The organism is Polynucleobacter sp. JS-Mosq-20-D10 (genome assembly GCF_018687755.1).
In the GTDB taxonomy this organism is placed as follows: Bacteria; Pseudomonadota; Gammaproteobacteria; order Burkholderiales; family Burkholderiaceae; genus Polynucleobacter.
The window spans coordinates 2,031,644-2,057,059 of record NZ_CP061305.1; the positions used below are offsets into that span (position 1 = coordinate 2,031,644).

Genomic DNA, 25,416 nt, shown 5'->3' on the forward strand with positions numbered 1-25,416 from the left:
GCCACCCGAAGGTGGTTTTAGTGTTTCTTGGTGGCCCGGGGCGGAATCGAACCACCGACACAAGGATTTTCAAATATCCTCCGATAGACCGCTTTCGCTTTGATTTCAAGTGGTTAACCCCACCTGAGACATTTCGTGCGCAAAAATCCTGAGCGTAATCAAAAAGTTACGATAGCGTGTAAAAACTGTGCGCAAACAGTAAAGCCAATATGTGTCGGTCACCCACCATGGTTACTCGCAATGTCGTTTAAAACGACAAACTATTTTTACTATGCCTGCTTAATGAATCAGATCTTTAATTTGAATCGTATATATCACTCAGGAAACCAAGGTTTTGATTCGTTATCGCGGTTTTGAAGTTCATAGTCTTTTCTAGCCAGATCCAGATTCTTATTGAACTCAGCATCAACCCCACCAATAGGGCTAATAATATTCCTTGGTAATGGCTGAAGAGACTTAGGCATCTTCACATTATCCTTATCGAAAGTCTTTTTGACGGTCTGAGCAAAGTCATGTTGATGCTTGTGCTGTTGATGTTTTATTTGTGTTGGCGTTTTTGGTATTGGCTTAGCTTTAGGCAATGGTTTAGGTGGGGCTGCCACTGGCGCTCGTTTTGGTACTCGAGGCTTTGCTTTGGTAGCGATTGGTTTTGCTACAGGCTTAGCTACAGGCCTTGGCATTTGCGGTACTTCATTAGCCAGCTGATTAAATGTATTGTTAAAGATCAGTCTGGCTAGTTTCATCTTTTCATCTGCAGTGATGATTTCATCAAGTTTCATCGTTATCTCCTTTTCATATATTTAGCGAGAGATATTCAAACCCACAAGATTAATCATGTCGCATTCGGCTCTCGGCCATGTGGCTCGCCTCTGCGAAGTGGGCTTCAGCACCCAATTCATTTCTAATCCCGCCAGCAGGCGAGAAATTTCATTGACGCCGTTACCCCAAAAACGCCCTAGCTAGGGCTGGTGTAGACGTCTTGTGCTTCGCTAGTTCGTCGGGATTAGCTAATCCCGACTATGGGGTGCCAAGCACGGCACCCCTAGTTTTATCGTCTAAAGCCTGCACGTACTGCGCCACTCGCCGCTTCAATCTGGGTATCTAATTCCCCAGCCTCTACAGCAACCTTAATAATCTCTAATGCTTTAATTAGCTCGTCTGCAGAATTTACTTCCACAGCAGTCTTGCCTTTAGCAAATTCAATGATCTTGGCACCATAGCGAACGTTTAAGCAAACCTTGCCATCGGCAGCTACAAACCACCACTGTCGAATACGCTTTTCATGCTCAATATTTTTACGTGCGCCATCACTGTCTTTAACTGTCTTAAATTTCTTAACAGTAAAAGTTCCGCCATCTTTACTAGCTTTGGCTAGCTGGAGCTGCTCCCATACCTTGTTTGCTAATTTATTACGGCGATGCAGAACTGGTGGAATACTTGTCGGTTTTCTTGAATTAACCATTTTCAAACTGTTTAATGTGCTCATCGTTTTCTCCTTTAAGTTAAATGGGCACACTTAATTTATTGTCATAAGTTTTGGTTGGACAACCACTTTTTGCCAAAAGCCACAGAGATCTAATAAATTTCAACCAGATCTATTCTTCTTTTATTAGGTTTTGCTAAATAACTTTATAAATTACTACTGAAACAAGAGCAGTGACACTCAGTTGTTATGTCACCCTAAAGCTGGACTTAGAGTCGCAGTCATGGAAATTCTGGGCAGTAGCAGAGACTTAGTATCACTATCCTTTACAGGACGCCATTAGAGTTGCTTACTAATTGATATAAGAATATTTCAGCACAAAGATTAAAAGATCACGAGCAAGCCCTGCTTACACAGCAACTTGCAAACACGACATAGGTAGCCACTTAATGCTTATGTCATTGTTGCGTTTTACGGCCGCACATAAAAGGAGATAGCGAAACCGCCCTTACCCAATCGGGTTGTGCCCTAAGTGGTGTAGTAAAGAACTCGGCGAAAGTCCTTTCCTATAACTGAGCCTGTTGCTTAAGGCTCAGTGTAGGTTGAATCTAGCGAAAATCAATCAAAGAAAAAAGGAATGTGTGAGCGAGAGCGAAACACAGGCGAATGTAGTTCGCCTTACTTATTCATAATATCTTTTGTATAGCTCCTGAAGAATATTCGATAACTGTTCCTCGTCTAATCCAGATTCTTCAAAATCATCCAGAATATTGATATCCCAGTAATCTTCCTCGACGTTATAGATTACAGGTATTCTCACTTCTTCTAAGTGATGAATAATAGTTCCTCTAAAAGTTTCATGCTCTGGAAATACAAAGCCATCGTTTAGTGAGTCTTTATGGACAAACATATAGTACGTTTCGATATTCTTATCCATACTTTCACCAAGCTCATCATCATCGCCATATGCGTTAAACATTATTTTGATCTCTTGAGCGCGGGATAAGTCTTCGTTGTACTCTAATTCATCAACAATTTCTCTAGCATCAATCATGAACTGCTCTACTATTTCATAGTCTGTCGGCATTTGATCCTCACTCATTAAATATTCTTTAGACTAATTCTATAAGAGTATCAAGACAAAATCTCCTCTGTAATTTTTCATAAGTCGAAAATTTAATAGCTTTAGACTCATTCAATGTAAATCCGTCGTATAAGCGGTGAACTGAAGCTATCGCTTACTTGGGTAGCTGAACCCAAAATCAAACAGCTTATAGGGCTTATAAATACATCATGAATGATCGTGGCGAAAATGCCACGAAAAGATAATCTAATACATAAAAGATTATGAAATCAGCTAAGTCTTTGAATTTTGGAAGGTTCTTTCTTAGCCAATTTCGGTTGCTCTAACCAAACATAAGAAAACATACTGTAGCTCTGTATTTATTACATTTCAGGGAGAACGTATGTCACAAGCAAGAGTTTTAAATCCACAAGAACTACGCCGAGTTTTAGACCATGTTGCTACACGTAGGCACAGCGCTCGTAATCGCGCTATGTTGCTACTTACGCACTACGCGGGTATGCGAGTAGGTGAAGTTGCCGCCCTACGCATAAACGACGTTTTAAATAGCGACAACACGATTAAGGATGAAGTGCGCTTAATGCCCGAGCAAACCAAAGGAAAGCATGCTCGTACTGTTTACCTAAATGAACGTATGCGTAAGGAGATTAGCCAGTACTTGCGTGTACTTCGTATTAAAGATGCCAGCAAGCCTTTGTTCTACACACAAAAACAAGCTGGTTTCTCTGCTAACTCATTAGCCCAGTACTTCTTTTATCTCTATCGAGCCTGCTTACTAGATGGTGCAAGCAGCCATAGTGGCAGACGTAGCTTTCTAACTGGGCTTGCTAATAAGGGTACGGCGATCCATATTTTGAAGAGCCTAGCAGGACATAGAAACATTAGCACTACCGCAAGCTATCTCTATAGCAGTCCAACACAACTTAAGGCCGCAGTTGAACTTGTGTAATTACTTGGCTATGTTAGTTACGACATCACCAACATAGTCTTGCTTAACTTGTGCCGAAGCTAGCTGTACCAATAATTTGATACCCCTCTCAGAAGGTAGCTTATGTCCAAACCAGCAACAATAAACTTCAACTCGCTTCTTTCCAATCTTACCTAACGGCAACTTAACAGAAGGGGCAAGTACAAAGGTGCCGTTTACTTCTGCATTTCTATACATCGCATTGACAACCTTTATTACCCTCTCCGCTTTTACAGTCTTAAAACTCTTTTCTATTGCTGTGGAAGATAATTTTGGGCATTTGGCATGATTCCATGCTGGTGCTTTTAGATAGAAATCCATATAACCCTCATAGTTGATTACAAGTAGTTAATAGGATATCAAATTGTCGTTTTAAACGTCATTCTTTGTTAACGGGAATCTACCTAATCCTGTATTGCTTATCAATTTTTCTGCGTTAGCTATGTAACGCTTCACACTCGCAGCCATGACATTTCTAAACACTTGTCGCTCATTCATACTCATATTATCGGTAGTCATAGCAGAGGGCACTAATCGCATTTGCTCGCCAATCTTCCACAAGGGTATCTTGGGCTTTTCGTCTTTAACTTTTAGATATTCGTCATAAACCTGTAATGTCTTTTGTAAGTTCTCAATCGTGTAGTTACGCTCAAGTGGATAGTTAGCTGTACTTTTATCTAAGTTACCTTTCTTGCGCCCAGGCTTATCTGCATGATGGCGCTTATCTAGCAACCTTATTAGGCGACTTTGAATATACCTCCTGCTAGATGTTAACGGGATAGCAACTACAAGTACCTTATCGTTTGTCCATGCCTCATCCCATTGAGATTTATCTTCAATCTCCCTAAGTGTTAATTCAGGAATAGTTTCAGCAAATAAATTAGCGCCACGCTTGTCCTCAGTCCACCACTTCTTAAAGTTATCTTCACGCACATCGCCAAAGTCTTTGTATAGCTTGGCTAACTTACCTTTGCCGCCCTTTTCACAACAAGCCAAATAGTCTTTATTTCGGCGTAGATACACCCACCACCAGTAATAAGGACTTTGTTGTTGATAAGACAAAGTACGCGGTTTGTTCTTAGTGCCAAAAGTGGGGTGAGGAGCGAGAAATCTTCTTAACATTTCTTAACATTCTAATTAACACTATTTGATTGTACATCGAAAAAATAGGCTAAATCCTGATAATACATACATGGCTAAGCGGTTAAATTTCTTAACAAGCACCCATAAATTGAAAGGTAATAAATCATGAATACACTTATGAACGCAGCAGAAGTAACAGTAACTAGCAATGTCGTTTTAAACGACAAACCAGCACAAACTGCTGGAAATTCCAATGTAGTAGTTAATGCGACTAAATTGCTTGCCGGCATGGAAGCAAAGCGCATTTCATGGGAACAAGGTGCATATAGAACTAGTAATTTAGAGCTCTATAACGTTTTAGCTGAATGCCTACTATTTGCAGGCGAACTATCTGTTAGCGAGTCTAAACAGCGTAGTGCCGCATTAGAAGCATTCTTCAAGGAGCGTGGGTATAAGTACAAGAAGGACTCACACATCATTGCTCGTGTAGTTCGCGCTGTATTTGGCAATATTGACCGTCGCCGTATCAGCACGTACGTCTTGGTACTACGCCAAGCTCAAAAGTCCAAAGTTGAAGCAACGCAATTAGCACAGTGGATTGAAGATAACCATGGCATTCAAGAAATCAAGCTTGCGCGTAGTGCCACTTTTATCAGCCCTACAGTAAAAGCATCTATCGCTAAAGCAGACTTTGAAAACCTGCCAGTACTAGCAATTGCTAAGTCTGAGCAACTTAGTCAGCTTGCTGATGCTGGATTCGTTGGTGAGGATTGTGTGCTTATTGCACAGCAACTGGCTGATGGTAGCTTTGCCATTCGTGCATTGGTACGCAAAGAAGGTGCAGTCAATGCGGCTTTCACAGCATTGTATGGCGATATCAAATCGCAAGAGGTTGCCGCCAAGAAAGAAGTGGATGCGGCTAATGATGCTGATGGCGCTATTGCTAAACAAGCGTAATTAAAAACATGGGGGTGTTATGAGCACCCCCATATAAACAAATAACCGAAAGGAATCAAAATGTTTATTAGAAAGGATTTTAAATATGAGCCCAACCAAATTGGTGACATCATCTGGGGCAATGCTGAGAGTCGTTTGCGAATCGAAGATATTGTCAGTGGTGCCGAAGCATTACCTTACTGCGGCAAATCAGCCATTCTTCTTTACGGAGTCTTTGGTACCGGCAAAACCACACTCGCAAAGATGCTACCTAACGCAATTGAAAAAGGTAGAAGTGGCGAAAGCTTAGGCTTTGAAGCTGAATTTATTGGATGCCAGCAAGGATTCAATGGCCCACAGGTAATGACGCTTATTGAAAGAATACTAAGTAAAACATCGTTCAATGCCAGCGGACTTCATTACTTCATACTAGACGAGGTGGATAACTTATCTAGTCTGGCTCAGCAAAGTTTGAAATCAGCACTCAATACTGACAGGGGCATATTCATTCTCACAACAAACAATATCTCCGAGCTCGATAAGGGCTTGAAGGACAGGTGCGTGTTAGTTGAAATGAATGCCGCGCCAGTTAGCTCTTATCTACCACTGGCTAAGAGTTTAATAAGTGATATGGGTATTGTTATGAGTGACATTGACTTATTGCCTACTATTTCTGCGGCCAATGGATCTTTACGAAATCTCATACGTAACGTGGAAAGACTTGCTCGACGTAATAAGGGGGTCTTATGAAGCAAATATGGATCGTTCAACCGAAAGACGATAGGTGTCTTGTAAATGCTTATGACAATGAGGCGGCAGCAAGGGATTGTGCTGATTTTTATAGAGGCTGGATTGTTAAATGCTATTCGGTTAATGTCGAATCAGAATTTATAAATCCAGACGATTGGGGAGATGACGACGATTAACAATTAGGCAACATGCACACACCATCTTAAAGCCCGCTTATTAGCGGGCTATTTTATTTGTCGTTTTAAACGACATTTTTTCTATTCCTACAAATTGAGAGATTCCAAGTAGACTTCATCTCCCCGCCTCTTAATTAAAGTATTTGATAAAAGTCCGACCGTATTTGCATCCTTAAATACGTTTAAAAAGATCTCATCTGCTGAGTTATTAGAATTTGTAAACTTAGCCATCGCAAGCGATAAAAGTCCTCTTGCAGATATAAATTGGATGTTGTGCTTCAAAATACTTTTATAGAAATTCTGGGATAAATTCCCCACCTTGCTAGAACACAACTCATGATCTTGCGGAAGCAGATCCTTCTCATCATCACCAATTAGGAGCAATTTAATTGAGGAAACTTTGTATTTGCTTTCGAGCTTTAGCCCAGATAGCTCCTCGTCATATGCCAATATTTGTGACTCATATCTTCCTTCGGCCATAAGCTTTTTTAGCCCAATTTTTGCTTCCATGACAATTAAAGTGTCTTTCGCTAGCACACATATATCTAGACGCCCGTTACGATCTCTACCTCCAATCGTGAGGGGAATTTCTAAACCAATCTTTTCATTAATGCCAAATAGGTATCTAGCAGTATTACCGCCCCATATCGATATATTTGTTGTTTCATGTATACCAGTATATTTTTCGAAACTTTTGTATTTGACGTTAAGGCTATCCAAAGAATTTTCGGAGAAGCTAATAAGATGGGCTTTAATTTCTGCTAATTCGACCTTGGTATGCCCACTAAAGCTCGAGCAAGATGGAACTGCCTTAAGGCCATCTGAGAAGTTAATTTTTCCACCGGGACAGCTAAACGCACATGAGCCACATGAGAGGCACTGATCTTGATCAATACTAATTGCGTTTAATGCTCTATCGTAAGAAATGCAGTTGATCTCGGTTGTTAATAACTCATCTTTGCTATTAACCACACCTTCGTCACCAAGAAAAATGGGCAGGTTTTTATAGATCTTATGCGTAAAGACCAAGCATGGCGGGAGGCCATCGCCGCCAACGGGAGTCAGTTTATAACTACATGTCACTTTAGCCTAGCATTTATATCTGCAAGTAGTGCGGCGGGAGCGCCTAAACTCAATTCATTCAAGTCTATTTCGTTCATTGGTCGTAATACTTGCCCCGATCTTTCTACAATAATTCCCGCAGAATTAGCAATTTGGATTTCAATCAGCACTACCTTCTTTAGCTCTGCTAAATTCAAAACATATAAGTCGGGATTGCCTTTTAAAAAATCTACTAGCGCATCTATCGATACTGTTTGGCTTTTTTTGAAAGCATTGTTTAGTAAATATAAAATTGCAAAACGCCTGTTTTGTATCACGGCTGTAGATTGCATTGTTGCCTCTCTCACCTCAGCCTGATTATTTTCGCGTAATGCCTTAGAGTTTTTTGTCAAATTGTTATAGTCGAGCGTTCTCTTAACGCAAAAATTATTCTGTGTAATTTTTGGAATATCTAGAACCTTAAACATTCTTTTTCCCCTCTTTTTAGCAAGAATGTATGGTGCAGAATCTATATGTGCATTTTTTGCGCTATATGCCGGAAAATCCACTGGCTTGAAAAAGCCGGCGGAAATTCCCCATGCAATTAAGCAGGACCTCGTTCTAGTATTGCTATCTTGCTCGGATCCGCTTGAAATGGTGATTCGACTTCCGTTATAAGTTACTTTTTCTTCTGTAATTGGGTAGCCTACAACTAGCTCAGATGTGTCAAATTCATCTGTATTTTTTTGTAATATCTGCCCTAATAAACCAACCATTGGTCCATAACTTAATACTGCCTTCACAATAATTGGGTGCATGTCCGCGGAATTGAAATCTGTCTCTGCAAACTTCTTTCCTAGTGGGGTTAGGGTCACAGCGCCCTTATTGTCTCTAGTGACCAACCCTAAGCCATGGAGGCTATTTCCAGTATTGCTTACTTCTTTTGACTTTGTAGCGTCAATATCAATGCTATTAGTTAGAGCACAGCCAGACTTATCAAGCGCCGCCTTATAGCGACAGTGCTGTATCCCCAAATTTGCTTTTTTTGTTAAGTAGTCACAGAAGGAGTGAATATTTACTGCGTTTACATTGAATTTAATCTCATTAAACCTAAATGAACTAGTCGTATTAAATTTATTGTTTATTAGCTTGCACATACTGTGCAAACACTGAAATCTAGCCGCTGGATTTCGATTGATTAAAAATGCCACTAAATTTGCCTGACTTGAGATTTTTTATATCCTCAAATCTTATATCAGGAAGCTGATCCCTAGCAAATTTATCAGTTATGGCCTTTTGAGTGATATCAGGGTAAATAACCAATCCTTTATAGAGCTTCTTATTTACATTGCCCTCAGCACTTGAAATGATTGTTTGAAGCTCGAGAGCGGCCTCATCTACTCGTTTTGAGCTAGTGAATTTACAAAGAACAACAAATTCATCAATCTTAAAGACCATTTCTATACGCTTTGGCCTGCTGCCATAAGGAAACTTCACGGACAAAAAGACTTTCGTTTTAATTACCCCCTCAACATCGAAAGCATGATTTATTAACTGTTGATCTTTATCTAGGTCTGCATAATCAATTAAGCATTCGCGTACAACCCCGTCTGGCTCCCCAATAACTATTGATGCCAATGTGGAGTTGAAGTTAAATTTATTTGATATCAATTTCATATTGCTGACCTACTGCGTTCAGCTTTCTTTTAATAAGCGGCGCATAGTCAGCATTTAACTCGTAACCGATCGCCTTACGACCTAGGGCTAGGGCCATTTTCGCCGTAGTACCAGTGCCCATAAATGGATCAAGGACCGTATCCCCCCAAAAACTATATAACTTAATCAAGCGTTTTGGTAACTCATCTGGGAAAGGGGCTGGATGCTCCTCAGACTTTGCCTTAGCTGGCTGCATTTCCCAGATAGAATTGATTGCCCAGTCTTGCCACTCTTTTGTAGTCAGCTTTGATTTTTCCTTAATCTCTTTTGGGACTGGCTCTCTTTTCCCTTTTTTAGAAAAAACTGTAATCCACTCATAAGGGTACGTAGTAAAGATATTTGGTGGATATGGATAACTGCCAAATGAACTAAATCTTACGATTTTTCTCTTATCCCATATGAACAAGCCAAACTGATACATCTCGTTTGTTTCAAACATAAACCTGCTGATGTCATCCAATACCAATCTTGTCTCTCGACGATCAAATCTTGCGGCCTTACCCGTCAACAAGAATGGCATGATGTTTATGCAGAGCTTTCCATCTGGAGCCAATACTCTTATGCACTCTTTCCAAACCTTATTTAATTCTTCAATATAGGCTTCGTATGAAGTGCTACCAGTTCCAATTTGGGCATCATTGTCATAGTCTTTCAGTGTCCAATATGGCGGGCTAGTTATTACAAGATTGACTGAGCCGTCTTTAATATCAGACATATCTTGTGACGACTTAATATAAATTTGTGCGTCACCAATCTGAAAGCTAGTATCTTTTGTTTTTACTTTTGCCATACGATGATCTGCTCTTTTCTGGCTGTTTTATTAATTTCATCAAATACTTGAGATGTTGAATTTGTATAGGTTCTTTCTACAACCTCAAGCAACTTAAAGGGAGTTAGCTTATTAAAAAATTCCCCTCCATTTATAACTTTTCCGTGAATTTTTTTATCCCCCACCACAAAAATTATTTTTGCGCCTGGCTTGCACACCAGATACAAATCGTCTAATACTTCTTTCATGCTTTTTTCATAAGTATTAAATTTTTGTATCAAAGAGTCCCGAATGGAATCTCGTTTTACATCAAAAATATCGTAAATAATTTTTGCATAGTAAGCCGTGTAATCTAGGCAATCAAAATATGGTGGGCTGGTAAAAATATAGTCTACCGAATTCTTTGGCAATATCTTTGAAACTTGTCTAGCATCTGAATAGTAGATCTTTGAATTATTCTTCTCTAGAGGATAAAAATGCTTCTTCAGCTTGTTAAGAAAGCATTCATAAAAATCAATAAATTTCTTAGGTTCAATATTTTTTCCAACAGAGCTTGATGTCCACATGTAGTGATTGCAACCCCTAGCCGTCAAGCAAACAGCCCCCATAAAGCAAGACTTTAAATACGCGGGCATATCACCATAAAAGCTTGCTATGGCTGCGATTTGGTCCCCACTCTTTTCATGAAAATAAAATTGGGCTTGAGTGGAGAGCTTTTTCTTACCCTCAATTTTCTTTGCTTTATCAATAAATGTATTTGCAACTGAGAGCATCTCTTCTTTTTGGTGGGGAATATTAAGCTTACCCTCTGCAATTGTTACAGCAACTGGATTCATATCGAACCCAACAACATCCATTCCAAGTTTTGCGCCTTCGTAGAGTATGGTGCCAGATCCACAGAAAGGGTCCAATAAGATTGAATTCTTATCAAATTGCCCCACAATCTTTTGAGCATCTATAGAGGAAATTTTTCCTCTATACGGATACATCCCATGGACTGACTTAGGGTTATTAACTGAAGTTAAGGTCTCAAATTTGAACATTTTTATTTCTATTTTTTTACTGTTTCATTATATGGCCTCGATCTTCATGTCGTTTAAAACGACATTGTGAGTTTTAGGCCAATTGCTCAGCCGCCATAGTAGGAGTTAGCTTTGAATAGTGCCGCTCAATCATGGCCGCACTATTGCCCATTTGTTTTGCCAGCGTATGAATATCAGTCTTATTTTCTAATAACTCTAAAGTAGCATAGGTATGACGTAGTGAATACAAGGTACGCATCTGCCCATCTTGACTCATCGCTAGTCCACTATCTCTCATGAGCTTCTTGAATGTGCCATCTATGCGTAAAGGTTGATGCCCATCTGCCATCACAAATATCCTCTGTGGCGTACGTGTTTCAAACAGCCTATCGAATGGAATGTCATATACCGCCTTTTGGCGACTATGTAATCTCTTGAGGACATCAACAGCCCTATGCTTGGCTATGAGCCAACGCCCTCCAGTTTTGCCATCTACCCATATGCGCAAATACTTCTTGCCATCATTGGTATGCCATTCAATATTGTTCCAGCAGATATTGAGCGCTTCAGTGCCATGCCGCATACCGGTTAGTAACAGCATCTCTACGTAATCACGCACTAATGGGCGAATCTCACGCTCTATCTCAAGGCGACCTTCTTTAGCCCATCTCTCCATATAGTCAAATAACTTAGTAATCTCTTCGCGACTAAAGGCAGGGCGGGTTTTGCCTTTATGCCCTCGAGTAGTTAATTTAGGTATTGCCACACGCTCACTAATCCAACCTTTATTAACTGCCGTCTGCTGTAGCTTTGCCCATGCACTGGCAAAGTTCATTAAAGTACTGGATTTGGGTACTAGCCGCATCTGCCTATTACGCCAAATCTCAAACTCGTGAACATCTGTATAAGTAATTTCCTCAAGTCGCTTATCCATGAAATAAGGCAAGAAGTATTTCTCAATACAGGTGATGTAGCTTAGATAAACACTCTTGCCTATACCCTCACCCAAATCACGCCGCATTTCATAAAGCGTGGTGTGCGCTATTTCTGCAAACGTGGGTGACTTTTGTGCAAGCCCCAGTCTTTGGCGAAATCTGGCCTCATCATATAAATCACAGGCAACTCGGACAGCATGCTCAATTGAAGCTTGCTTGGTTGAGACTCTATCCCATGTGTTGTCATGTCGTTTAAAACGACATTGCCAGAGAGGGCTACTAGGCCTACGAAAGAGAACTACGTCGCCGTCACGTAAATAAAGCTCTGTAGGCTCTACGTATTTGAGATGGCTTAGGGCTGTGAGCTGGGATTCTTGGAGTGGTGAGGAGATTACTTCTAGGTGACTTTCGGTTACTTTGATTACCTTAGTCACGATCCTAAGGCTGAAATTCTTTTTTCATATAGCTATATTAAATTCTGAGTTTTATTTGGACAACCTAGCCTTGTAATGTCGCTTCAAAAAACATTTTGCAGATTTATATAACAGGCTCATTTAATGAGCTTTGCAGTCATTAAGCTTACTATTCCCAACAAATTTGAGGGGTAGTCATGAAATCCATTGTTCTTTCGCTGTTGATAGTCATTTCACACCCCATTTGGGCTCAGGTGACCAATTTTGACAATAGCCCATACAACATGCAAAACAGTCCATACAACATGGATAACTCGCCTTACAACATGCGTAATAGCCCTTACAACATGGATAACAGCCCTTACAACGCCAGCTCAACTAATGGCGTTTATGACAATACAGGCAATCGGATTGGGTATGAAGTTAAGGCGCCAAGTGGCGTAACAAACTACTTTGATAACAGTGGTAACCGAATTGGCTATACCCCATCAAAAAAGTAAATTTTTTGACTGTCTAAGAAAGGAATCTCATGCGTGACTACACCTACATAGAAGGCTATCGTTTCAGCATTTGGAATGTCTACCGTAGTAAGAGGTTTGATGTTGATAGGCTAGATATCAACTGGGCAGATAAAGATAAGCCTGAATTTATTCGGGGATTAAGAATAGTTGATCACAACGAATCTGAAACTTACATAGTGCATGGTGATGAGGCTGATAACTTAGCTTACAGCATGTGTTTTCTAAATGGCGAGAATAGAGATAACAAGCCTGATCATTTTGATAGCTATTTAACGCTGGCGACAAGTAAGAAAGAATATTTAGTTCATAAGTTATTTGAAGGTGAAAAACCTGCTGAAGAGGCTGTTCACTAAACCATGTCTGGATCTTTAGTAATTGATACAAGCGAATTCTTGGCGGCATTAATCAGACTAAAACCTGTTGCCCCTAGACGCAGGAAAACAACTCGTATTGGTATTGCTAAAAAAGTTATTGAGGATGATTTTTATATTTCCTTTTTATTTGGGGAAGCTGTCTTTAGTAGTCATGGTGTACAAACAAGGTGCGTAGTTGAAAAGGCAAACTGGCGGGGCTATGTCAGCACTGACTTTGGTATGGTGCTTACCTTTCTTAAAGGTAAGCCCTCAGGCAAAACGGTCACCATTTCTTTTCTTGGTAACAAATTAAAAATCGAATCCTTAACTATTGCCTGTCAATGGGCGCCAGTCCCTGACTGGATTGGGGAAATGAGCACCGAAGCTCTTTTTCTAAGCGAGAAGGCCAAGATAAAAGAAGATCTTATGTACTGTCCCAAGTGTGGAAAAAGACAAATTATTGTCTTAAGTCATAAGCCACACATGCAACTGGAGCTCGACTCTCCAAAGTTACCGAAGATCCTACCTAATCGCCAATGTAAATCCTGCAAGCATGGCTGGTTAGAAATCTCATAAATGACGAGAAATTATGAAGAACATAACTATTAGAAACTGTACCTTTGCCTTTCGCTGTAAAGCGAACTGGGATGCCATGACGCAAACAGATACGGAGGGTAAAGTTCGCTTTTGTTTGGACTGCCAAAAAGAAGTTTTTTTATGTGAAAACGATGAAGAGCTAATTAGCAACGTAGTGAACAATCGCTGTATCGCATTGATACGAGAAGAGCGCGGTCAGTCACGCAGGTTGCTCGGCGAAGTGATCAATAGAGGCTAACTATGAAGAAAAGTCTTTACATCACCTTAGCCATAATCCTAGCAACACCTTTCACAGCATATTTGGTGATCCAATGTATCGATCCGTCAGATCCTGATTTGGTCTATGTTAAAAAGCCCAGTCTGTTTTCTGGTGCGTGGCAAAAAGTAGCCTACTCCGATAACTTTTCTGAATATATTGAGCCTAAAAAAATGGCGAGGAATTTAGATTCGACAGTAGATATAGTAACGATGAGAAATTACTTTAAGCCTCAGTTAGACGACGATAGCGACAAAAGTATCAGTTATAAATCCCAAGTCTCTTATGAAACTATCGACTGCTTCAATCAAACAGTTACCGTCACTAAGATGTATCGATTGAGCGAGCAGTTTACTAAAGGATCTTTAATTGACGAGCCTATTGAACCAGTCTCTACCCCCATCCGCGTTAATGCTCGATCAATTGGTTTTAGCAAAATTCGTAAAGTCTGCGAATTATCTAATTTATCTACCGATCCTCAGTATATTAAAAGTAGCTTTATGAATAGCATTTAAAAATACATAACGAGCTAGTAATCACCTATAGTTATAGAAACTGTGTTTATTTCAGGAAATGAGCAATGAGTGACCTAGAGCGCCTCCATCGCATCAAATATATGATTCAGGCCCGCAAATGCGTGCCCATTCAAGACTTCCTAGAAGAGCTTGAAATCTCTAAGGCCACCTTTAAGCGTGATTTAGAGTATCTAAGAGACAGGATGAATGCCTCAATCATCTTTGATCGTTCCGAAGGTGGTTATCGCTTTGATAAACCTAATTCGGGAGAAAAGATTGAACTACCAGGATTATGGTTCTCGGAAAAAGAAGTAACCGCCCTTGTACTAATGCAACATCTTCTATCAGGCTTAGATAAAGGGGGGTTGATTGAACCACACATTGCTCCACTTACCTCAATCATTGATGGCATTCTTGGGCAAAGTAACACTCCAGCAAAAGAACTGCGTAAGAGACTAAAAGTATTTGGAATGTCGTCACGTAAAAGTTCTATCGAAAGTTTTGAAGAAGTTGGTAATGCTCTCCTAACTCGCAAAAGGCTTCACATTACCTACTATGCACGCGGCAAAGATGAAACCACTGAGCGTGAAATATCTCCACAACGATTAATCTTTTATAGAGATAACTGGTATCTAGATGCCTACTGTCACCTACGGAATGATTTGCGTAGCTTTGCCGTGGACTGTATTGGCAAGGTAATCATTACTAATATAAAGGCAGATGAAATTTCAGAAAAACAATTACACGAACACTTTGCAGAAAGCTATGGAATTTTCTCAGGCAAAGCTATTCAACGTTGCAAGTTAAAGTTCTCGCCTGAAAAGGCTAGATGGGTAAGTGCCGAGACTTGGCATGGCCAACAGGTTGGCACTTTCGACAAAGAAGGCAACTACCTTCTAGAGTTTGATTACAACCAAGATCCAGAATTGGTAATGGATATATTGAAACATGGGGCAGGGGTTGAGGTTTTGGCGCCAGCAAGTTTACGTAAGCGGGTTCAAGACGAACTTTTAAAAGCATTAAGTAACTATTAAACGTCTGGTAACTAGATGCTTTATTCAAAGGTTGATTATTTTTACTTTATGATTTAACCTATTAATACATCAAGAGATGGCTTAGTCGCCACAGCAACCTGCTAACGCAGTAAGGTGCTAAAAAGATGAGGCTCCCAGTGAGCAATCAAAGCGACTAACCCACCCATTGGTGGGTTTTTTTATTGGCGATTTAACTCAACTTGCTAAGCCAGACATTCGTCAAATTAGCTAAAAGGAGGAAGTATGACTATCTATGAATTTAGAGAATGGCGCTTTAGACTAGGACTAACTACAGAGGCTTCCGCTGAGCTCTTAGGGGTTTCAAAAGATGCCGTATTGGGCTGGGAGCTTGGTAAGCATCCAATTACAAAGCAGACCCGCCTAGCAACATTAGCTTGTGAACTTGCCTATATTGCCGCAGACCAATATGTAAAGGCTCACCCTTATCCATCAGTCAACAACGGGATTAAAAACTTTGTAGCACATTCTGGAAGGAAAAAAATTAGAGAGGGCATCATCAATGGAAGGAATCCCATTGAAAGAGAGTTATCAATACTTCTCGCGCCTAAGTCCCTCATCCACTGTGAGGGCAAGAGATCATGAAAACAAATGAATTTGCGTTTTACCGAAAACGAATCCGTCAAACCCAAGAGAAGATCGCTGAAGTTCTCAATATCCCTCTAGATATCTATATCGAAATTGAGGATAACAAACGAGAGCCTTCTCAGCAGGTTAGAGAGGCTTTTGGTTCTCTATTAGCCAGGTTTCCAGGAAGTACAGACCTATCAAGGCCTAAGATTAAGGCGATTGATGAATATAAAGTTCAATACCAATTTAAAACTGGGAAACTGCCCGTTGGTAAGCATTGGATTCCATTCAATATTTTAGGATGTAAAAAGGTATTGATTGATTTCAGTCCATACGATGATGATCTAGATAAAGGAGTAATTAAGACAGAAAAGGAGATGTGGAATTGGATAAATGCTCATGACATATCACCCGTAATTACTCCCGAGTATTTCAATCACCTTACCACTCTAAATAATCGTGAACTTCAGGAAGAGGTTGATTTTTGGGATAGATTCTATACAGCTCAGCATTATGGGAAATATAAGTCTAGAACAACGCCAAAAGAACTTGAGGAGCAAATCTCGAAAAAGAAAGAGCGTACTAGAGCATATTGGATAGATAAGGCTAATCGGGTTTTAATAAAAACTCTACTTGGACTTATTGCTTTATGGGGGTTGGCTCACCTAATAGTTTTTTTAGATAAATGAAGTGCTGGTAATGAAGTGTCCTTTAAAAGGACATTACATGAAAAGGGTACCCCGAGCAATGCCACCCCTATAGTTGAAACGGTCAAACAGGATTCTCAATCCCCACCACTAGATTAGAAGCTCTGGGCAATGACATAAGGCGCTGGAACTAAGGTGGTGGCACCATTGCTTAACTTAGACGCAAATAGCTAGGGTAGAAATGAAAAAAGAGAGCTAGAAGCTCTCTTTTTGAATCTTGGTGGCCCGGGGCGGAATCGAACCAGGGCCGAGGATGCCTGATCCAAGCTCTTTTTAATTTCGTTGTACTCAAATCGAGCTTTTGGATTTACCTTGGAATGTTACTGAGCCCATTGCTCACAAAGTACAGTTGGGTTTCCATAGCCCCGCCCATTTTCCATTCCAGAATTCATGCAATAGTTAAATCTTTCTAAAGCACGCCCAGTTAAGCCTGTGTTGTATACGCCCGCTCCTGACGTTCCTACTGAAGGAGGCGGCCCCCCGGAGCAAACCAATTGACCGTTTTGTGCAGAGATATTCGTACATTGGGTGGCATTTGTAAGTCTTGCCGCTACCCATTGGCCTCGCCCATTCTGACAAGACGCTACCATAGTTGTCCCCTCCATAGCTGATGCTTGACATGAATTAGACCAATTGCCAGGAATCATTCGATATGGCTGAGCATTTGTCTGAAATGCAAGAAGTGTGAAGAAAGTAAAAACCGATACTCTAAGAAATAACATGGCAGTTCCTTTTAATTATTTAAATATCCGTTGGTGATAAGAACAAACTTAATCTCCCTCTCTTTGGAGGCTGTACTTCAGAGTGAAGTCATACTGTCTGGCAAAAAGCATGCTGGACATTAACGCAAGAGAATTCCTGGTGATGCTGGGATACTGCCAGGGACTTTATTAAGGCTTAATAATTGCGAAATAATCTTCAAGACCATTGGCGAATAGCCGTTATCGTTTGCTGGAATACTATGAACATCGTCATCAATATTTTTTACTCTTGCAAAATTTTTATTACTTGAGTCATTTTTTCTGACAATCAATAAGGCATATTGATTTTCTTGGCCGATTTTTCGAGCTTGAGTAGTTGCTGATGGAGGCAATGTAACAATGAAGGGGTTTTCTTGATTCTGGGCGGATACTACCTGTCCAAGATATTCGAAGACTGTATTGGGTGATCGAATGGTTAAGATTAGTTCAGATTTAGAGCTCTTATTTTTAGGGGCGTTTAGACTTGCTTTGCAAAAAATGTCAGAGCTAAATTCTTCTTTAACAAAGTTGGCAAATTTGTTCTCATCAACGCAAATCTTAAATTGAGGTTGCAGTTGCATTTGGCCGTACATTGCACCATAAGCACCGGATGATCCACCATACCCACCTGGACTTTGATAAGGCGATGGCATGTTAGGTTGTGAATAGTTTGCTGTTCTACCTAATGCAGGAGAACTATTTTTCTTTGGCCCCTCTTTGACCTGATCAACAGTCAAGCCGTAACTTAGCAACTTATAAAGCTCGGCTTGGAAGGCGGGATATTCTGGTAAAAGCGGATTGTTTATATACCGAGTAGATTTACCATCAGCTTGCTTAATTTCAATTGAAGCAACTACTAGACTAAACATTACCTCTCTCGGGATATTATCGGAAATAAAAAACTTGGCAGTTCCAATAGGGATTTGAGATAAAAATCCTTGCAGAAAAGTGGCATTATCAAGTGAGGACTGGGAAAAGTTAAAACTATTACCAAAAGATGGGTTGAGACTCGGGCTAAATGAGCTTATGCCAAGAGGGCCGCCTGCAAGCCCTCCAATGAATCCATTCATTGATGGACCTAATCCTGTATTAAAACTTACATTTCCAGATCCATTGATGCTGGGAATATCTAGAAAACTTAACGGGCGCTCATTGGATGCGCGGATGATATTAATCAGGATGCTATTTAATTGGTACTGCTCCAAAATGACGGCGTAGCGTGCCGACATCTCTGTAAAGTCTGGAGTGACGGGAGTAGTGCAACCCCCAATCAATATTGTTATTGAAATTGAGCTACAAATTGCTTTGATGCCATTAATGATGGTGGAATTCACTGACACCCCAAGAATTGAACTATGTTCGAAATCTAGGGCGGTAGGTTTGGCAGAATGCCAAGTCAGCTCAGAGGTCTGTTGGAATCATACTAACTGATTACAGTTGGTGATGGAGTAGAGAAAGGGTAAACACTTGAAATATTTGTCGTTTAAAACGACATCGCAAGCACCGGCCCTAGATGACAGTCGCTTAAATAGACGCAGGACCGACACAGGGATGACAAATCCCCAATAAATAAAGCGTCCTTTTAAAGGACAGTTCATGATGGGGGGATGTGAACGGCAACTGTAAACCATGTGGTCGGTACCGGATGTAAACCATGTGTCCGGTACGTACCAGTGTTTCTTGGTGGCCCGGGGCGGAGTCGAACCAGGGCCGAGGATGCCTGATTCAAAGAATTGAGCCCACAAAAGTTGATTTTTAGTGCCCTTAATCATTGGTGATAATAAAGATATCTATTCTAGAAAAAAGAGGCTATGGTAACAATCATGCTCAAATATTTATCTAACATCGATAAAGCAAGGTCAACCAATAAAAACTATCGCATAAACGATAGGCAAGCATTCATCCTGGACTATATATGTGAAAAACATCTTTCCCATAAGGTCTGCCACATCCAAGAGATTATTTTATTAAAAACAGTTGGATCTCAGGCAACGCTTCATGCTGTTACAAAAGTTCTGGCTAAACTAGGTCTGATTCAAGTTAGGATCGATCCGGTTGATAACAGAATGAAAAATGTTCTGCCAACCCCTCTAGCTCTACAACGTTTAAAGACTTTAGTAGCTATTTTTCAGAAATAGCCCTTAAGCAATACCACATAGCAACGTCATACTAATCAACGGAACCTCATCCGCCCGACCAAAAGAAAATGCCCCGCACGGAGCAGGGCATTATTTGAGTTTGGTGGCCCGGGGCGGAATCGACCAGGGCATCAGGATATCTGACTCTAGTCAGCGTCGATTAAATCGACACTTACTTATGGCCCCTTATTCCACTGTAAGGACTGACTTTTATAGTCCATTTTTATCTCGATACTCTTTTATCATCTTTTGAGTAACATTTGATGGGTAGCAAAGAGTAGCAAATCGATCTATTTTGGAATAGGCGCTATTAAGCCCACATTGCCCACCTTTGGGTGACTTACTGTACGGACAAGGACACTCGCCGCCATAGGCTTGAATCGACTGTTGAATTAAAACTGTTTTAATCTCATCATCAGAAATTTTGTCATCAGCTATAGCTAACGATGAACCTATCATGATCATGGCAAGAATAAAAAGTTTCATATAGTCCTAGACTAGAGCGTTGACTTTATTTTAGGAATACTACTATTTGGCAATTCTGTCATAAAAAGACCTAAATCGCCTTTCTCATTCTTAATCTTCTAATACCAACCTCATGCCTGCCAAGATATAACGAGACTCGGGCGTATTCACATTTCTAAAAGAAGACCGACAGTACAAGGGCCATGTATGCCATGAACCGCCACGCCTGACTTTTGCTTCACCTTCGTTAGGCCCCTGTGGATCAATCGTAGGTGAATACTGATAGTAATTTTCAGCATACCAATCAGAACACCACTCCCATACGTTCCCGATCATGTCATATAGAGCAAATGGGTTAGGAAGAAAACTGCCAACGGGAGCCGAAAATTCGTAGTGACTATGATATTCAAGAGCGTATTTTTGCCACTGCGGCCAAATCTTTACGGTATCTAAGTCGAATAGCTTGGCATGTGAAATCAACGTAGTTGGATCGTCACCGGTAAAGTACCTACTATTCGTACCACCTCGGCAGGCATATTCCCACTCGGCCTCGGTAGGTAATCGATACTTTTTTCCCTCTTTCTCACTTAACCACTTAGCCATAGCATTAGCATCATGCCAAGTAATGTTCACCACTGGAAAATCGTCTGCTTGAGTAAAACCTGTTTTATCCCACGCATACTGGGTATTTCGACCTTCAAAAACTTCATCATCCGTAGTCTTTAAGTGAGTATCCAGTGGTTTAAATCCATATCCACCAGTCCCATCTCGGATTGATTCAGGTATGTATCCAGAGTGAGTTAAAAATAATTCAAACTGCTTAATGGTGACGGGATGCTGTCCCATCCAAAATGGCTTAGTAATAATCACCTTGTGCGGTGGGCTTTCATCATGAAATTCAGAGAGCCGGGCTAACTCATATTGAGGAAAATCTTCTCTTAATGAATTTTCTGTTTCATTACTGCCCATTAAGAAACTTCCGGCAGGAATATAAGCAAAGCTCATTCCAATATGATTTTGTTTCACACTTCTTCTCCAACCGATAACTATCTTGAATCGGCTTTTTATATGACAAATCAATTTAGCTATAACTAAGTTTAAATGCATCTAGGTGTAAGTCTCAATCATAATGAATATCGCTTAAATCGACACTTGACTGGCACGGGGATGACAAATCCCCTCGTTCATAACTGTCCTTTAAAAGGACGATTCAATATGGGGATATCCGAGACTAATGACGCTCAATCCTGCCAAACCCCAAAAAGAAAGTATTCGCTTACTACCTTATTGTCATAAAAACTTCTTCTGGGTGACATATTCATTCATCAGAATCGTCGAGTGGCAAATCACATAACTGGGGCAATGATGAAATCAACACCAAATATTTTTCAAATCTTATTAGAAGCTTACTGCGGGTATCGCGAGGCTTATGTATCTAGAAAGTATTTTCGCTTTGAGTCTTATTAAGTAACCTTTTAATTTACGGTGCTTTACTCGCCAGATTAAATAAAAACCACCCGAAGGTAATTAGTGTCTCCTCCAAAGGATAGCTATCTTGAATTGGCTTTTGCTATGACAAGCCAATTTAGGCCTTACTAATATCAAACATAGCTAGGTTTTACCCTCGACTCTAATAAAAAATGTCGTTTTAAACGACATTAAGATAGTGGCACTTTAGTCAGTAGGGTCTTAAATATGTACCCAATGCTTAAAAGATCATTAGTCTAGTTAAGACAATGAGTCTTAAGGGCTTACTATGAAAGAAAGCCAAGCATCAAATAAAAAACTTCTGACAGAGCTAGAGTCAGAAAATCAAACCCATAGTGAAAGGGCTGATGCCGCTAATAAATTGTGCGAAGGCTGGGTAAAGGAAAATAAGTTATTACTCTTACGCGGCCTTCCACAGTTAACCTTAATAAAATACAAAGAATCTGTTAACTACCAGACAGATGATTGCCTCGTATTTTTAGCTGGAGCAGATGATGCTTGGTTACAGGATTATCAAGATCGGACCAAACAAAGGGAGCTCGCCAGTAATGTCTATAACGCAAGACAACCAGTAACTGCATGGATCAAAATTGGTGAGTTCACTCGCATCGTTGCCATTGGAATACTTCTAGCACTATTGATTGGATTTATTTTTATATTGCTCTATTAATGCTCTTTATGTTTCTTACCCAACTTCTCGGGTTTGCCATTTCCATAAAGACACCACTGTTTGATTTCTTCAGTGAGGTGTTCAACATCTTTCATCTTGAGATTTCTAAAGTCTTCCAGTCCAATAGACCCAGTCTCTCTTAATTTCTCGATAGCGTCTTTTAATGCGCTCATATTGATGTTTCTTCTAAAAAATACATAGTTAAGGTTAGTTTATGTCTTTGGCCATGTTCTTGACCTACATCAATAAGCGTCACTTAAATCGACCCATGACCACCGCAAGGATGTCAAATTGGTTTGTCGTTTTAAACGACATTCCGAGTCAAGGTGAACGCTGGAAGACCTTGGGAAATGGTGCCAGACCGCGGCTAACACTAGAGATTCTATGGACCAACTCTAATGTTGGGAGAATTCTTGGTGGCCCGGGGCGGAATCGAACCACCGACACAAGGATTTTCAAGACATTTGGTAGCGTAAGACGTATATTCTATATGTTTCAAATGTCTTTTTTGTGTTATGTGCGACAGACTGTGTTATGTTGTAAACCTATATTCTATATGGCTTTGGTGGTATTTTATTTCTCAACTACTCACCATACCCACTAAAAAAGTCAGTGCAAACATAGCAACTTTCACAATCAATGTACTAATAAATGCTTTTATAAGTACTTCATTTACAACTTTACTTTCTTCTTCTTGTTTTGCTTTGGCTCTCTCTACCAAATACATAAAAACTACAAAACATGCTGTGCTGTAAAGCAAACTAGTTACTAATGATTGTGGAAAGTAACTCCAATTAATATCAGCTTCCCCAGTATATGGCGACGTGACACCCAAAAAAGAAATTAGAAAACCAAAAATACTCCAATTACGCAGATAACGTATAGCTTCTTTTGTTTTATATATTTCTAAGTTCATACATCCCCCAATTTAAAGTGCATACGGAAAACTTCGAGTAGGCGCATTTTTAATAAACTCTTCTGCACGTTTGTAATGTCTCATAGCAACGATTGTTGCCACTTTTCTAGCGTCACTAGTAAAGTTCGTTTTCTTGCCTAATTCTAAGTCTTTTGCAATGTCCAAACTAGCTTTTATTGCTACGTCTGCAAATGCTAGTTTTTTTCCATCTACAAGCGTATTACGTATGACATAGACTTTGTAAGCATTCTGCAATGCATCTATATTCCACTTGCCACTAATTCTGTATTTTGCTTTACTAGCTTCTACGCTTACTCCACGCTTACTTTTCTCTACTTGTTTAAGCACTAATGATGAAAACTTCTTTTTTAAGCTACGTTGTGTCCACATTAACGGTACTACTAGATTAATTACTTCATTACTATTAAATGGTGCTAAATCAGCTGCACTATTAGCTATAAGCATTCTGTACTTTGCTTGTGGCTCTGCAAAGTAATACTTCTTTTCATTCCACCAACTCTTAAAGTCAACCGCACTTAAGTCGCCTAAGTCTGCATATATGTCTGCTAGCTTCCCACTTCCATTTGCTTTAATAGTTTGCTGATAATCACTGTTTAGCTGCAAAAACTTGTACCACCAAAAGTATGGAGATTTGACAACTGTTGTTGGTGGATTTTCATTGTCATATTTGCTTCTTCCAAAACGTGGATAGCTGCGTGTTGAAAAACCCACCAAACCATTATTTTTATCTGTATTTGTCATATAAAAATACTAACACTTTAATAACGTTATAACAGTGAATGTGTTGTTTTTAGGGTAAACAATTTAAAATGGATACATGTTAAGTGATTGATTTACTTAACTAATTTTAATTTTTTAACTAAATTGGAGATGGCACAATGAAAATTTATCACTACACAAAATGCAATAGATTAGACAGTATTTTTAATGACGGCTTTATAGCTACTGAAATGAAACGCACATTGAATAGAGCACCTAAGTTCACAGACAACGTATGGTTTACAGAAAAGCTGCAATACCCCAAAACTGCGTTACCACTTTTATCAATGTTTACTGAAACACAATTAATGCTTCACGTACTGCAGAAGCACGTACATGTTGATTTAGACAAGATTGGTGCCATTTTTGGTAGCTTTTATAGATTTGGTTTTGACAGCACTGAGACTAGGTTTAAAAAATGGTGGTACAGCGATGAACGTGTAGTAATACGTGAACAAGCTGATTGGATATGTATGGAAAGTGTTGCAAATAAAGTTGGTGACGATGTACGTGCTTTTTGGATTGCAGAAGCAGATGTTTTATTGGAAAACTTTAGTTTAGAAGAACATGTGGATGGTGGTTGGAAAACAATTCTCTCCAACACATCTCTATCTAATTTAAGCAGTAAAGAAAGAGATGTAATTGAAAAGCTAAAAGAAGTTAGCTATCAAAAGTGTATCGAATTTGATATTCCAATTTTTGAACCATTGCCAATTGCAGCTTAATTAAATTAACTCAACGGCTTTACGCTTCATATCGTCATTAACATCTATATAGGCTTGCGTTGTACTAATGTTTCTATGTCCAGCTAGACTCATTAGTACACGCACACCAACTCCACGTGCAGCTAAGTTAGTAATAAACGTACGTCTACCACTATGACTACTAGCACCATCTAAACCCACACGCTTATACAAATAGTGAAAGAATTGGGTAAGAGTATTTGCAGTAAACCCATCACTAGCTTGTTTTTGACTGTAAAACAGCTTTACATTTGTGTTGATAGGTTTAACTACGTTCACGTATTGTTGTAATTCTTTACGCAATTTCTCATTTAGAAAAACAGTACGTGCATGTTTGTTTTTTGTTTGATGTGCAGCTAAATGTACTTCTGTGCGTATATCACCATTTGCTTCTACTACGTCGCTGTAGCGTAAAGCTGCTACTTCACCAACTCTAAGTCCCGCGTAGTGCGTAGTTAACAACATAGCCCTATTGCGTAAGCTGTGTTTGCGTGTAGCTACATAATCTAAAACTCTGCGTAACTCTGCTGTGTTTAGTGTTTTTGCTTGTTTACTCATTGCATTCTCCGTAAAAGTAATGTTTTGTGTAA

Annotated in this window: 32 protein-coding genes and 1 riboswitch; of the genes, 14 read left to right on the forward strand and 18 right to left on the reverse strand. The window is 39.8% G+C overall.

Going from position 1 to position 25,416, the window contains the following annotated elements; genetic code table 11:
• Window positions 1–314 precede the first annotated feature (314 nt).
• From FD967_RS10445 to FD967_RS10455, 3 genes are all read right to left on the reverse strand, one after another.
• Complete coding sequence (locus FD967_RS10445) at window positions 315–779, reverse strand: hypothetical protein (RefSeq protein ID WP_215326007.1); 465 nt, start codon at window positions 777–779, stop codon at window positions 315–317.
• Window positions 780–1,048: 269 nt separating this feature from the next.
• Window positions 1,049–1,486, reverse strand: a complete 438-nt coding sequence (locus FD967_RS10450) for a DUF6641 family protein (RefSeq protein WP_215326008.1) — start codon at window positions 1,484–1,486, stop codon at window positions 1,049–1,051.
• Between the two features lie 619 nt (window positions 1,487–2,105).
• Window positions 2,106–2,525, reverse strand: coding sequence for a hypothetical protein (locus tag FD967_RS10455; RefSeq protein ID WP_215326009.1), 420 nt, complete (start codon window positions 2,523–2,525; stop codon window positions 2,106–2,108).
• 364 nt (window positions 2,526–2,889) lie between these two features.
• Between FD967_RS10455 and FD967_RS10460 the strand changes: the two genes are divergently transcribed.
• Complete coding sequence (locus FD967_RS10460; protein WP_215326010.1) at window positions 2,890–3,456, forward strand: site-specific integrase; 567 nt, start codon at window positions 2,890–2,892, stop codon at window positions 3,454–3,456.
• On the opposite strand, the gene FD967_RS10465 is transcribed toward FD967_RS10460, so the two are convergent.
• Window positions 3,457–3,795 carry a hypothetical protein gene (locus FD967_RS10465; RefSeq protein ID WP_215326011.1) on the reverse strand — a complete coding sequence of 113 codons (339 nt, stop codon included), beginning with the start codon at window positions 3,793–3,795 and terminating at the stop codon, window positions 3,457–3,459.
• Window positions 3,796–3,846: 51 nt separating this feature from the next.
• Window positions 3,847–4,596, reverse strand: coding sequence for a hypothetical protein (locus FD967_RS10470; RefSeq protein WP_215326012.1), 750 nt, complete (start codon window positions 4,594–4,596; stop codon window positions 3,847–3,849).
• A 126-nt stretch (window positions 4,597–4,722) separates the two neighbouring features.
• Here FD967_RS10470 and FD967_RS10475 point away from each other — a divergent pair, with 126 nt between their 5' ends.
• The gene (locus tag FD967_RS10475) at window positions 4,723–5,514 is read left to right on the forward strand and encodes a hypothetical protein (RefSeq protein WP_215326014.1); all 792 of its coding nucleotides are present in this window, start codon (window positions 4,723–4,725) and stop codon (window positions 5,512–5,514) included.
• A 60-nt stretch (window positions 5,515–5,574) separates the two neighbouring features.
• A complete protein-coding gene (locus tag FD967_RS10480; RefSeq protein ID WP_215326015.1) occupies window positions 5,575–6,243 on the forward strand; it encodes an AAA family ATPase in 669 nt (222 codons plus the stop codon).
• A 263-nt stretch (window positions 6,244–6,506) separates the two neighbouring features.
• Here FD967_RS10480 and FD967_RS10485 read toward each other — a convergent pair whose 3' ends face one another.
• From FD967_RS10485 to FD967_RS10510, 6 genes are all read right to left on the reverse strand, one after another.
• A complete protein-coding gene (locus tag FD967_RS10485) occupies window positions 6,507–7,448 on the reverse strand; it encodes a hypothetical protein (RefSeq protein ID WP_215326016.1) in 942 nt (313 codons plus the stop codon).
• Window positions 7,449–7,498: 50 nt separating this feature from the next.
• On the reverse strand, window positions 7,499–8,671 hold the full coding sequence (locus FD967_RS10490) for a hypothetical protein (protein WP_215326017.1): 1,173 nt from the start codon (window positions 8,669–8,671) through the stop codon (window positions 7,499–7,501).
• Window positions 8,637–9,137 carry a hypothetical protein gene (locus tag FD967_RS10495; protein ID WP_215326018.1) on the reverse strand — a complete coding sequence of 167 codons (501 nt, stop codon included), beginning with the start codon at window positions 9,135–9,137 and terminating at the stop codon, window positions 8,637–8,639. The genes FD967_RS10490 and FD967_RS10495 overlap by 35 nt, the downstream gene beginning before the upstream one ends.
• Complete coding sequence (locus FD967_RS10500; RefSeq protein WP_215326019.1) at window positions 9,118–9,966, reverse strand: site-specific DNA-methyltransferase; 849 nt, start codon at window positions 9,964–9,966, stop codon at window positions 9,118–9,120. Before FD967_RS10500 ends, FD967_RS10495 begins: the two co-directional genes overlap by 20 nt.
• A complete protein-coding gene (locus tag FD967_RS10505; protein WP_215326020.1) occupies window positions 9,954–10,988 on the reverse strand; it encodes a DNA methyltransferase in 1,035 nt (344 codons plus the stop codon). The genes FD967_RS10500 and FD967_RS10505 overlap by 13 nt, the downstream gene beginning before the upstream one ends.
• A gap of 73 nt (window positions 10,989–11,061) precedes the next feature.
• Window positions 11,062–12,336 carry a tyrosine-type recombinase/integrase gene (locus tag FD967_RS10510; RefSeq protein WP_215326021.1) on the reverse strand — a complete coding sequence of 425 codons (1,275 nt, stop codon included), beginning with the start codon at window positions 12,334–12,336 and terminating at the stop codon, window positions 11,062–11,064.
• Window positions 12,337–12,512: 176 nt separating this feature from the next.
• Here FD967_RS10510 and FD967_RS10515 point away from each other — a divergent pair, with 176 nt between their 5' ends.
• From FD967_RS10515 to FD967_RS10550, 8 genes are all read left to right on the forward strand, one after another.
• Window positions 12,513–12,815, forward strand: coding sequence for a hypothetical protein (locus tag FD967_RS10515; RefSeq protein WP_215326023.1), 303 nt, complete (start codon window positions 12,513–12,515; stop codon window positions 12,813–12,815).
• 29 nt (window positions 12,816–12,844) lie between these two features.
• The gene (locus FD967_RS10520; protein ID WP_215326025.1) at window positions 12,845–13,189 is read left to right on the forward strand and encodes a hypothetical protein; all 345 of its coding nucleotides are present in this window, start codon (window positions 12,845–12,847) and stop codon (window positions 13,187–13,189) included.
• A 3-nt stretch (window positions 13,190–13,192) separates the two neighbouring features.
• Window positions 13,193–13,765: a hypothetical protein gene (locus tag FD967_RS10525; RefSeq protein ID WP_215326027.1), complete on the forward strand. Its 573-nt coding sequence runs from the start codon at window positions 13,193–13,195 to the stop codon at window positions 13,763–13,765.
• Between the two features lie 13 nt (window positions 13,766–13,778).
• A complete protein-coding gene (locus FD967_RS10530) occupies window positions 13,779–14,024 on the forward strand; it encodes a hypothetical protein (RefSeq protein ID WP_215326029.1) in 246 nt (81 codons plus the stop codon).
• Window positions 14,025–14,026: 2 nt separating this feature from the next.
• Window positions 14,027–14,557, forward strand: coding sequence for a surface-adhesin E family protein (locus FD967_RS10535; protein ID WP_215326030.1), 531 nt, complete (start codon window positions 14,027–14,029; stop codon window positions 14,555–14,557).
• Window positions 14,558–14,622: 65 nt separating this feature from the next.
• Window positions 14,623–15,591, forward strand: a complete 969-nt coding sequence (locus tag FD967_RS10540) for a YafY family protein (protein ID WP_215326031.1) — start codon at window positions 14,623–14,625, stop codon at window positions 15,589–15,591.
• 61 nt (window positions 15,592–15,652) lie between these two features.
• A riboswitch (SAM-I-IV-variant riboswitch) is annotated at window positions 15,653–15,750 on the forward strand.
• A gap of 84 nt (window positions 15,751–15,834) precedes the next feature.
• Window positions 15,835–16,194: a helix-turn-helix transcriptional regulator gene (locus FD967_RS10545; protein WP_215326032.1), complete on the forward strand. Its 360-nt coding sequence runs from the start codon at window positions 15,835–15,837 to the stop codon at window positions 16,192–16,194.
• Window positions 16,191–16,868, forward strand: coding sequence for a hypothetical protein (locus tag FD967_RS10550; protein ID WP_215326033.1), 678 nt, complete (start codon window positions 16,191–16,193; stop codon window positions 16,866–16,868). Before FD967_RS10545 ends, FD967_RS10550 begins: the two co-directional genes overlap by 4 nt.
• Window positions 16,869–17,727: 859 nt before the next feature.
• Here FD967_RS10550 and FD967_RS10555 read toward each other — a convergent pair.
• Window positions 17,728–18,855, reverse strand: a complete 1,128-nt coding sequence (locus tag FD967_RS10555; protein WP_215326034.1) for a hypothetical protein — start codon at window positions 18,853–18,855, stop codon at window positions 17,728–17,730.
• Between the two features lie 582 nt (window positions 18,856–19,437).
• Here FD967_RS10555 and FD967_RS10560 point away from each other — a divergent pair.
• The gene (locus FD967_RS10560; RefSeq protein WP_215313000.1) at window positions 19,438–19,764 is read left to right on the forward strand and encodes a hypothetical protein; all 327 of its coding nucleotides are present in this window, start codon (window positions 19,438–19,440) and stop codon (window positions 19,762–19,764) included.
• 210 nt (window positions 19,765–19,974) lie between these two features.
• On the opposite strand, the gene FD967_RS10565 is transcribed toward FD967_RS10560, so the two are convergent.
• Window positions 19,975–20,250, reverse strand: a complete 276-nt coding sequence (locus FD967_RS10565) for a hypothetical protein (protein ID WP_215326035.1) — start codon at window positions 20,248–20,250, stop codon at window positions 19,975–19,977.
• A 90-nt stretch (window positions 20,251–20,340) separates the two neighbouring features.
• The gene (locus tag FD967_RS10570) at window positions 20,341–21,255 is read right to left on the reverse strand and encodes a formylglycine-generating enzyme family protein (protein WP_251369041.1); all 915 of its coding nucleotides are present in this window, start codon (window positions 21,253–21,255) and stop codon (window positions 20,341–20,343) included.
• Between the two features lie 730 nt (window positions 21,256–21,985).
• Here FD967_RS10570 and FD967_RS10575 point away from each other — a divergent pair.
• Window positions 21,986–22,387 carry a hypothetical protein gene (locus tag FD967_RS10575; protein ID WP_215326037.1) on the forward strand — a complete coding sequence of 134 codons (402 nt, stop codon included), beginning with the start codon at window positions 21,986–21,988 and terminating at the stop codon, window positions 22,385–22,387.
• Here the strand turns inward: FD967_RS10575 and FD967_RS10580 are convergent.
• The 3 genes from FD967_RS10580 to FD967_RS10590 form a co-directional block, all read right to left on the reverse strand.
• Window positions 22,384–22,560 carry a hypothetical protein gene (locus tag FD967_RS10580; RefSeq protein ID WP_215326040.1) on the reverse strand — a complete coding sequence of 59 codons (177 nt, stop codon included), beginning with the start codon at window positions 22,558–22,560 and terminating at the stop codon, window positions 22,384–22,386. The genes FD967_RS10575 and FD967_RS10580 overlap by 4 nt on opposite strands.
• Window positions 22,561–22,967: 407 nt before the next feature.
• Window positions 22,968–23,303 carry a hypothetical protein gene (locus FD967_RS10585; RefSeq protein WP_215326042.1) on the reverse strand — a complete coding sequence of 112 codons (336 nt, stop codon included), beginning with the start codon at window positions 23,301–23,303 and terminating at the stop codon, window positions 22,968–22,970.
• Window positions 23,304–23,315: 12 nt separating this feature from the next.
• The gene (locus FD967_RS10590) at window positions 23,316–24,065 is read right to left on the reverse strand and encodes a hypothetical protein (protein ID WP_215326044.1); all 750 of its coding nucleotides are present in this window, start codon (window positions 24,063–24,065) and stop codon (window positions 23,316–23,318) included.
• A gap of 137 nt (window positions 24,066–24,202) precedes the next feature.
• On the opposite strand from FD967_RS10590, the gene FD967_RS10595 reads away from it, so the two are divergent.
• On the forward strand, window positions 24,203–24,808 hold the full coding sequence (locus FD967_RS10595; protein ID WP_215326046.1) for a hypothetical protein: 606 nt from the start codon (window positions 24,203–24,205) through the stop codon (window positions 24,806–24,808).
• Here FD967_RS10595 and FD967_RS10600 read toward each other — a convergent pair whose 3' ends face one another.
• The gene (locus FD967_RS10600; protein ID WP_215326048.1) at window positions 24,809–25,384 is read right to left on the reverse strand and encodes a site-specific integrase; all 576 of its coding nucleotides are present in this window, start codon (window positions 25,382–25,384) and stop codon (window positions 24,809–24,811) included.
• Between the last annotated feature and the right edge of the window lie 32 nt (window positions 25,385–25,416).

Coding starts and splice junctions, on each gene's coding strand:
- FD967_RS10465 (WP_215326011.1), bottom strand. CDS start 3,795: ATGGATTTCTATCTAAAAGCACCAGCATGGAATCATGCCAAATGCCCA.
- FD967_RS10550 (WP_215326033.1), top strand. CDS start 16,191: ATGAAAACAAATGAATTTGCGTTTTACCGAAAACGAATCCGTCAAACC.
- FD967_RS10560 (WP_215313000.1), top strand. CDS start 19,438: ATGGTAACAATCATGCTCAAATATTTATCTAACATCGATAAAGCAAGG.
- FD967_RS10525 (WP_215326027.1), top strand. CDS start 13,193: ATGTCTGGATCTTTAGTAATTGATACAAGCGAATTCTTGGCGGCATTA.
- FD967_RS10545 (WP_215326032.1), top strand. CDS start 15,835: ATGACTATCTATGAATTTAGAGAATGGCGCTTTAGACTAGGACTAACT.
- FD967_RS10515 (WP_215326023.1), top strand. CDS start 12,513: ATGAAATCCATTGTTCTTTCGCTGTTGATAGTCATTTCACACCCCATT.
- FD967_RS10575 (WP_215326037.1), top strand. CDS start 21,986: ATGAAAGAAAGCCAAGCATCAAATAAAAAACTTCTGACAGAGCTAGAG.
- FD967_RS10455 (WP_215326009.1), bottom strand. CDS start 2,525: ATGAGTGAGGATCAAATGCCGACAGACTATGAAATAGTAGAGCAGTTC.
- FD967_RS10585 (WP_215326042.1), bottom strand. CDS start 23,303: ATGAACTTAGAAATATATAAAACAAAAGAAGCTATACGTTATCTGCGT.
- FD967_RS10450 (WP_215326008.1), bottom strand. CDS start 1,486: ATGAGCACATTAAACAGTTTGAAAATGGTTAATTCAAGAAAACCGACA.
- FD967_RS10470 (WP_215326012.1), bottom strand. CDS start 4,596: ATGTTAAGAAGATTTCTCGCTCCTCACCCCACTTTTGGCACTAAGAAC.
- FD967_RS10460 (WP_215326010.1), top strand. CDS start 2,890: ATGTCACAAGCAAGAGTTTTAAATCCACAAGAACTACGCCGAGTTTTA.
- FD967_RS10445 (WP_215326007.1), bottom strand. CDS start 779: ATGAAACTTGATGAAATCATCACTGCAGATGAAAAGATGAAACTAGCC.
- FD967_RS10580 (WP_215326040.1), bottom strand. CDS start 22,560: ATGAGCGCATTAAAAGACGCTATCGAGAAATTAAGAGAGACTGGGTCT.
- FD967_RS10590 (WP_215326044.1), bottom strand. CDS start 24,065: ATGACAAATACAGATAAAAATAATGGTTTGGTGGGTTTTTCAACACGC.
- FD967_RS10500 (WP_215326019.1), bottom strand. CDS start 9,966: ATGGCAAAAGTAAAAACAAAAGATACTAGCTTTCAGATTGGTGACGCA.
- FD967_RS10555 (WP_215326034.1), bottom strand. CDS start 18,855: ATGTCGGCACGCTACGCCGTCATTTTGGAGCAGTACCAATTAAATAGC.
- FD967_RS10475 (WP_215326014.1), top strand. CDS start 4,723: ATGAATACACTTATGAACGCAGCAGAAGTAACAGTAACTAGCAATGTC.
- FD967_RS10530 (WP_215326029.1), top strand. CDS start 13,779: ATGAAGAACATAACTATTAGAAACTGTACCTTTGCCTTTCGCTGTAAA.
- FD967_RS10595 (WP_215326046.1), top strand. CDS start 24,203: ATGAAAATTTATCACTACACAAAATGCAATAGATTAGACAGTATTTTT.
- FD967_RS10600 (WP_215326048.1), bottom strand. CDS start 25,384: ATGAGTAAACAAGCAAAAACACTAAACACAGCAGAGTTACGCAGAGTT.
- FD967_RS10565 (WP_215326035.1), bottom strand. CDS start 20,250: ATGAAACTTTTTATTCTTGCCATGATCATGATAGGTTCATCGTTAGCT.
- FD967_RS10540 (WP_215326031.1), top strand. CDS start 14,623: ATGAGTGACCTAGAGCGCCTCCATCGCATCAAATATATGATTCAGGCC.
- FD967_RS10495 (WP_215326018.1), bottom strand. CDS start 9,137: ATGAAATTGATATCAAATAAATTTAACTTCAACTCCACATTGGCATCA.
- FD967_RS10480 (WP_215326015.1), top strand. CDS start 5,575: ATGTTTATTAGAAAGGATTTTAAATATGAGCCCAACCAAATTGGTGAC.
- FD967_RS10505 (WP_215326020.1), bottom strand. CDS start 10,988: ATGTTCAAATTTGAGACCTTAACTTCAGTTAATAACCCTAAGTCAGTC.
- FD967_RS10520 (WP_215326025.1), top strand. CDS start 12,845: ATGCGTGACTACACCTACATAGAAGGCTATCGTTTCAGCATTTGGAAT.
- FD967_RS10535 (WP_215326030.1), top strand. CDS start 14,027: ATGAAGAAAAGTCTTTACATCACCTTAGCCATAATCCTAGCAACACCT.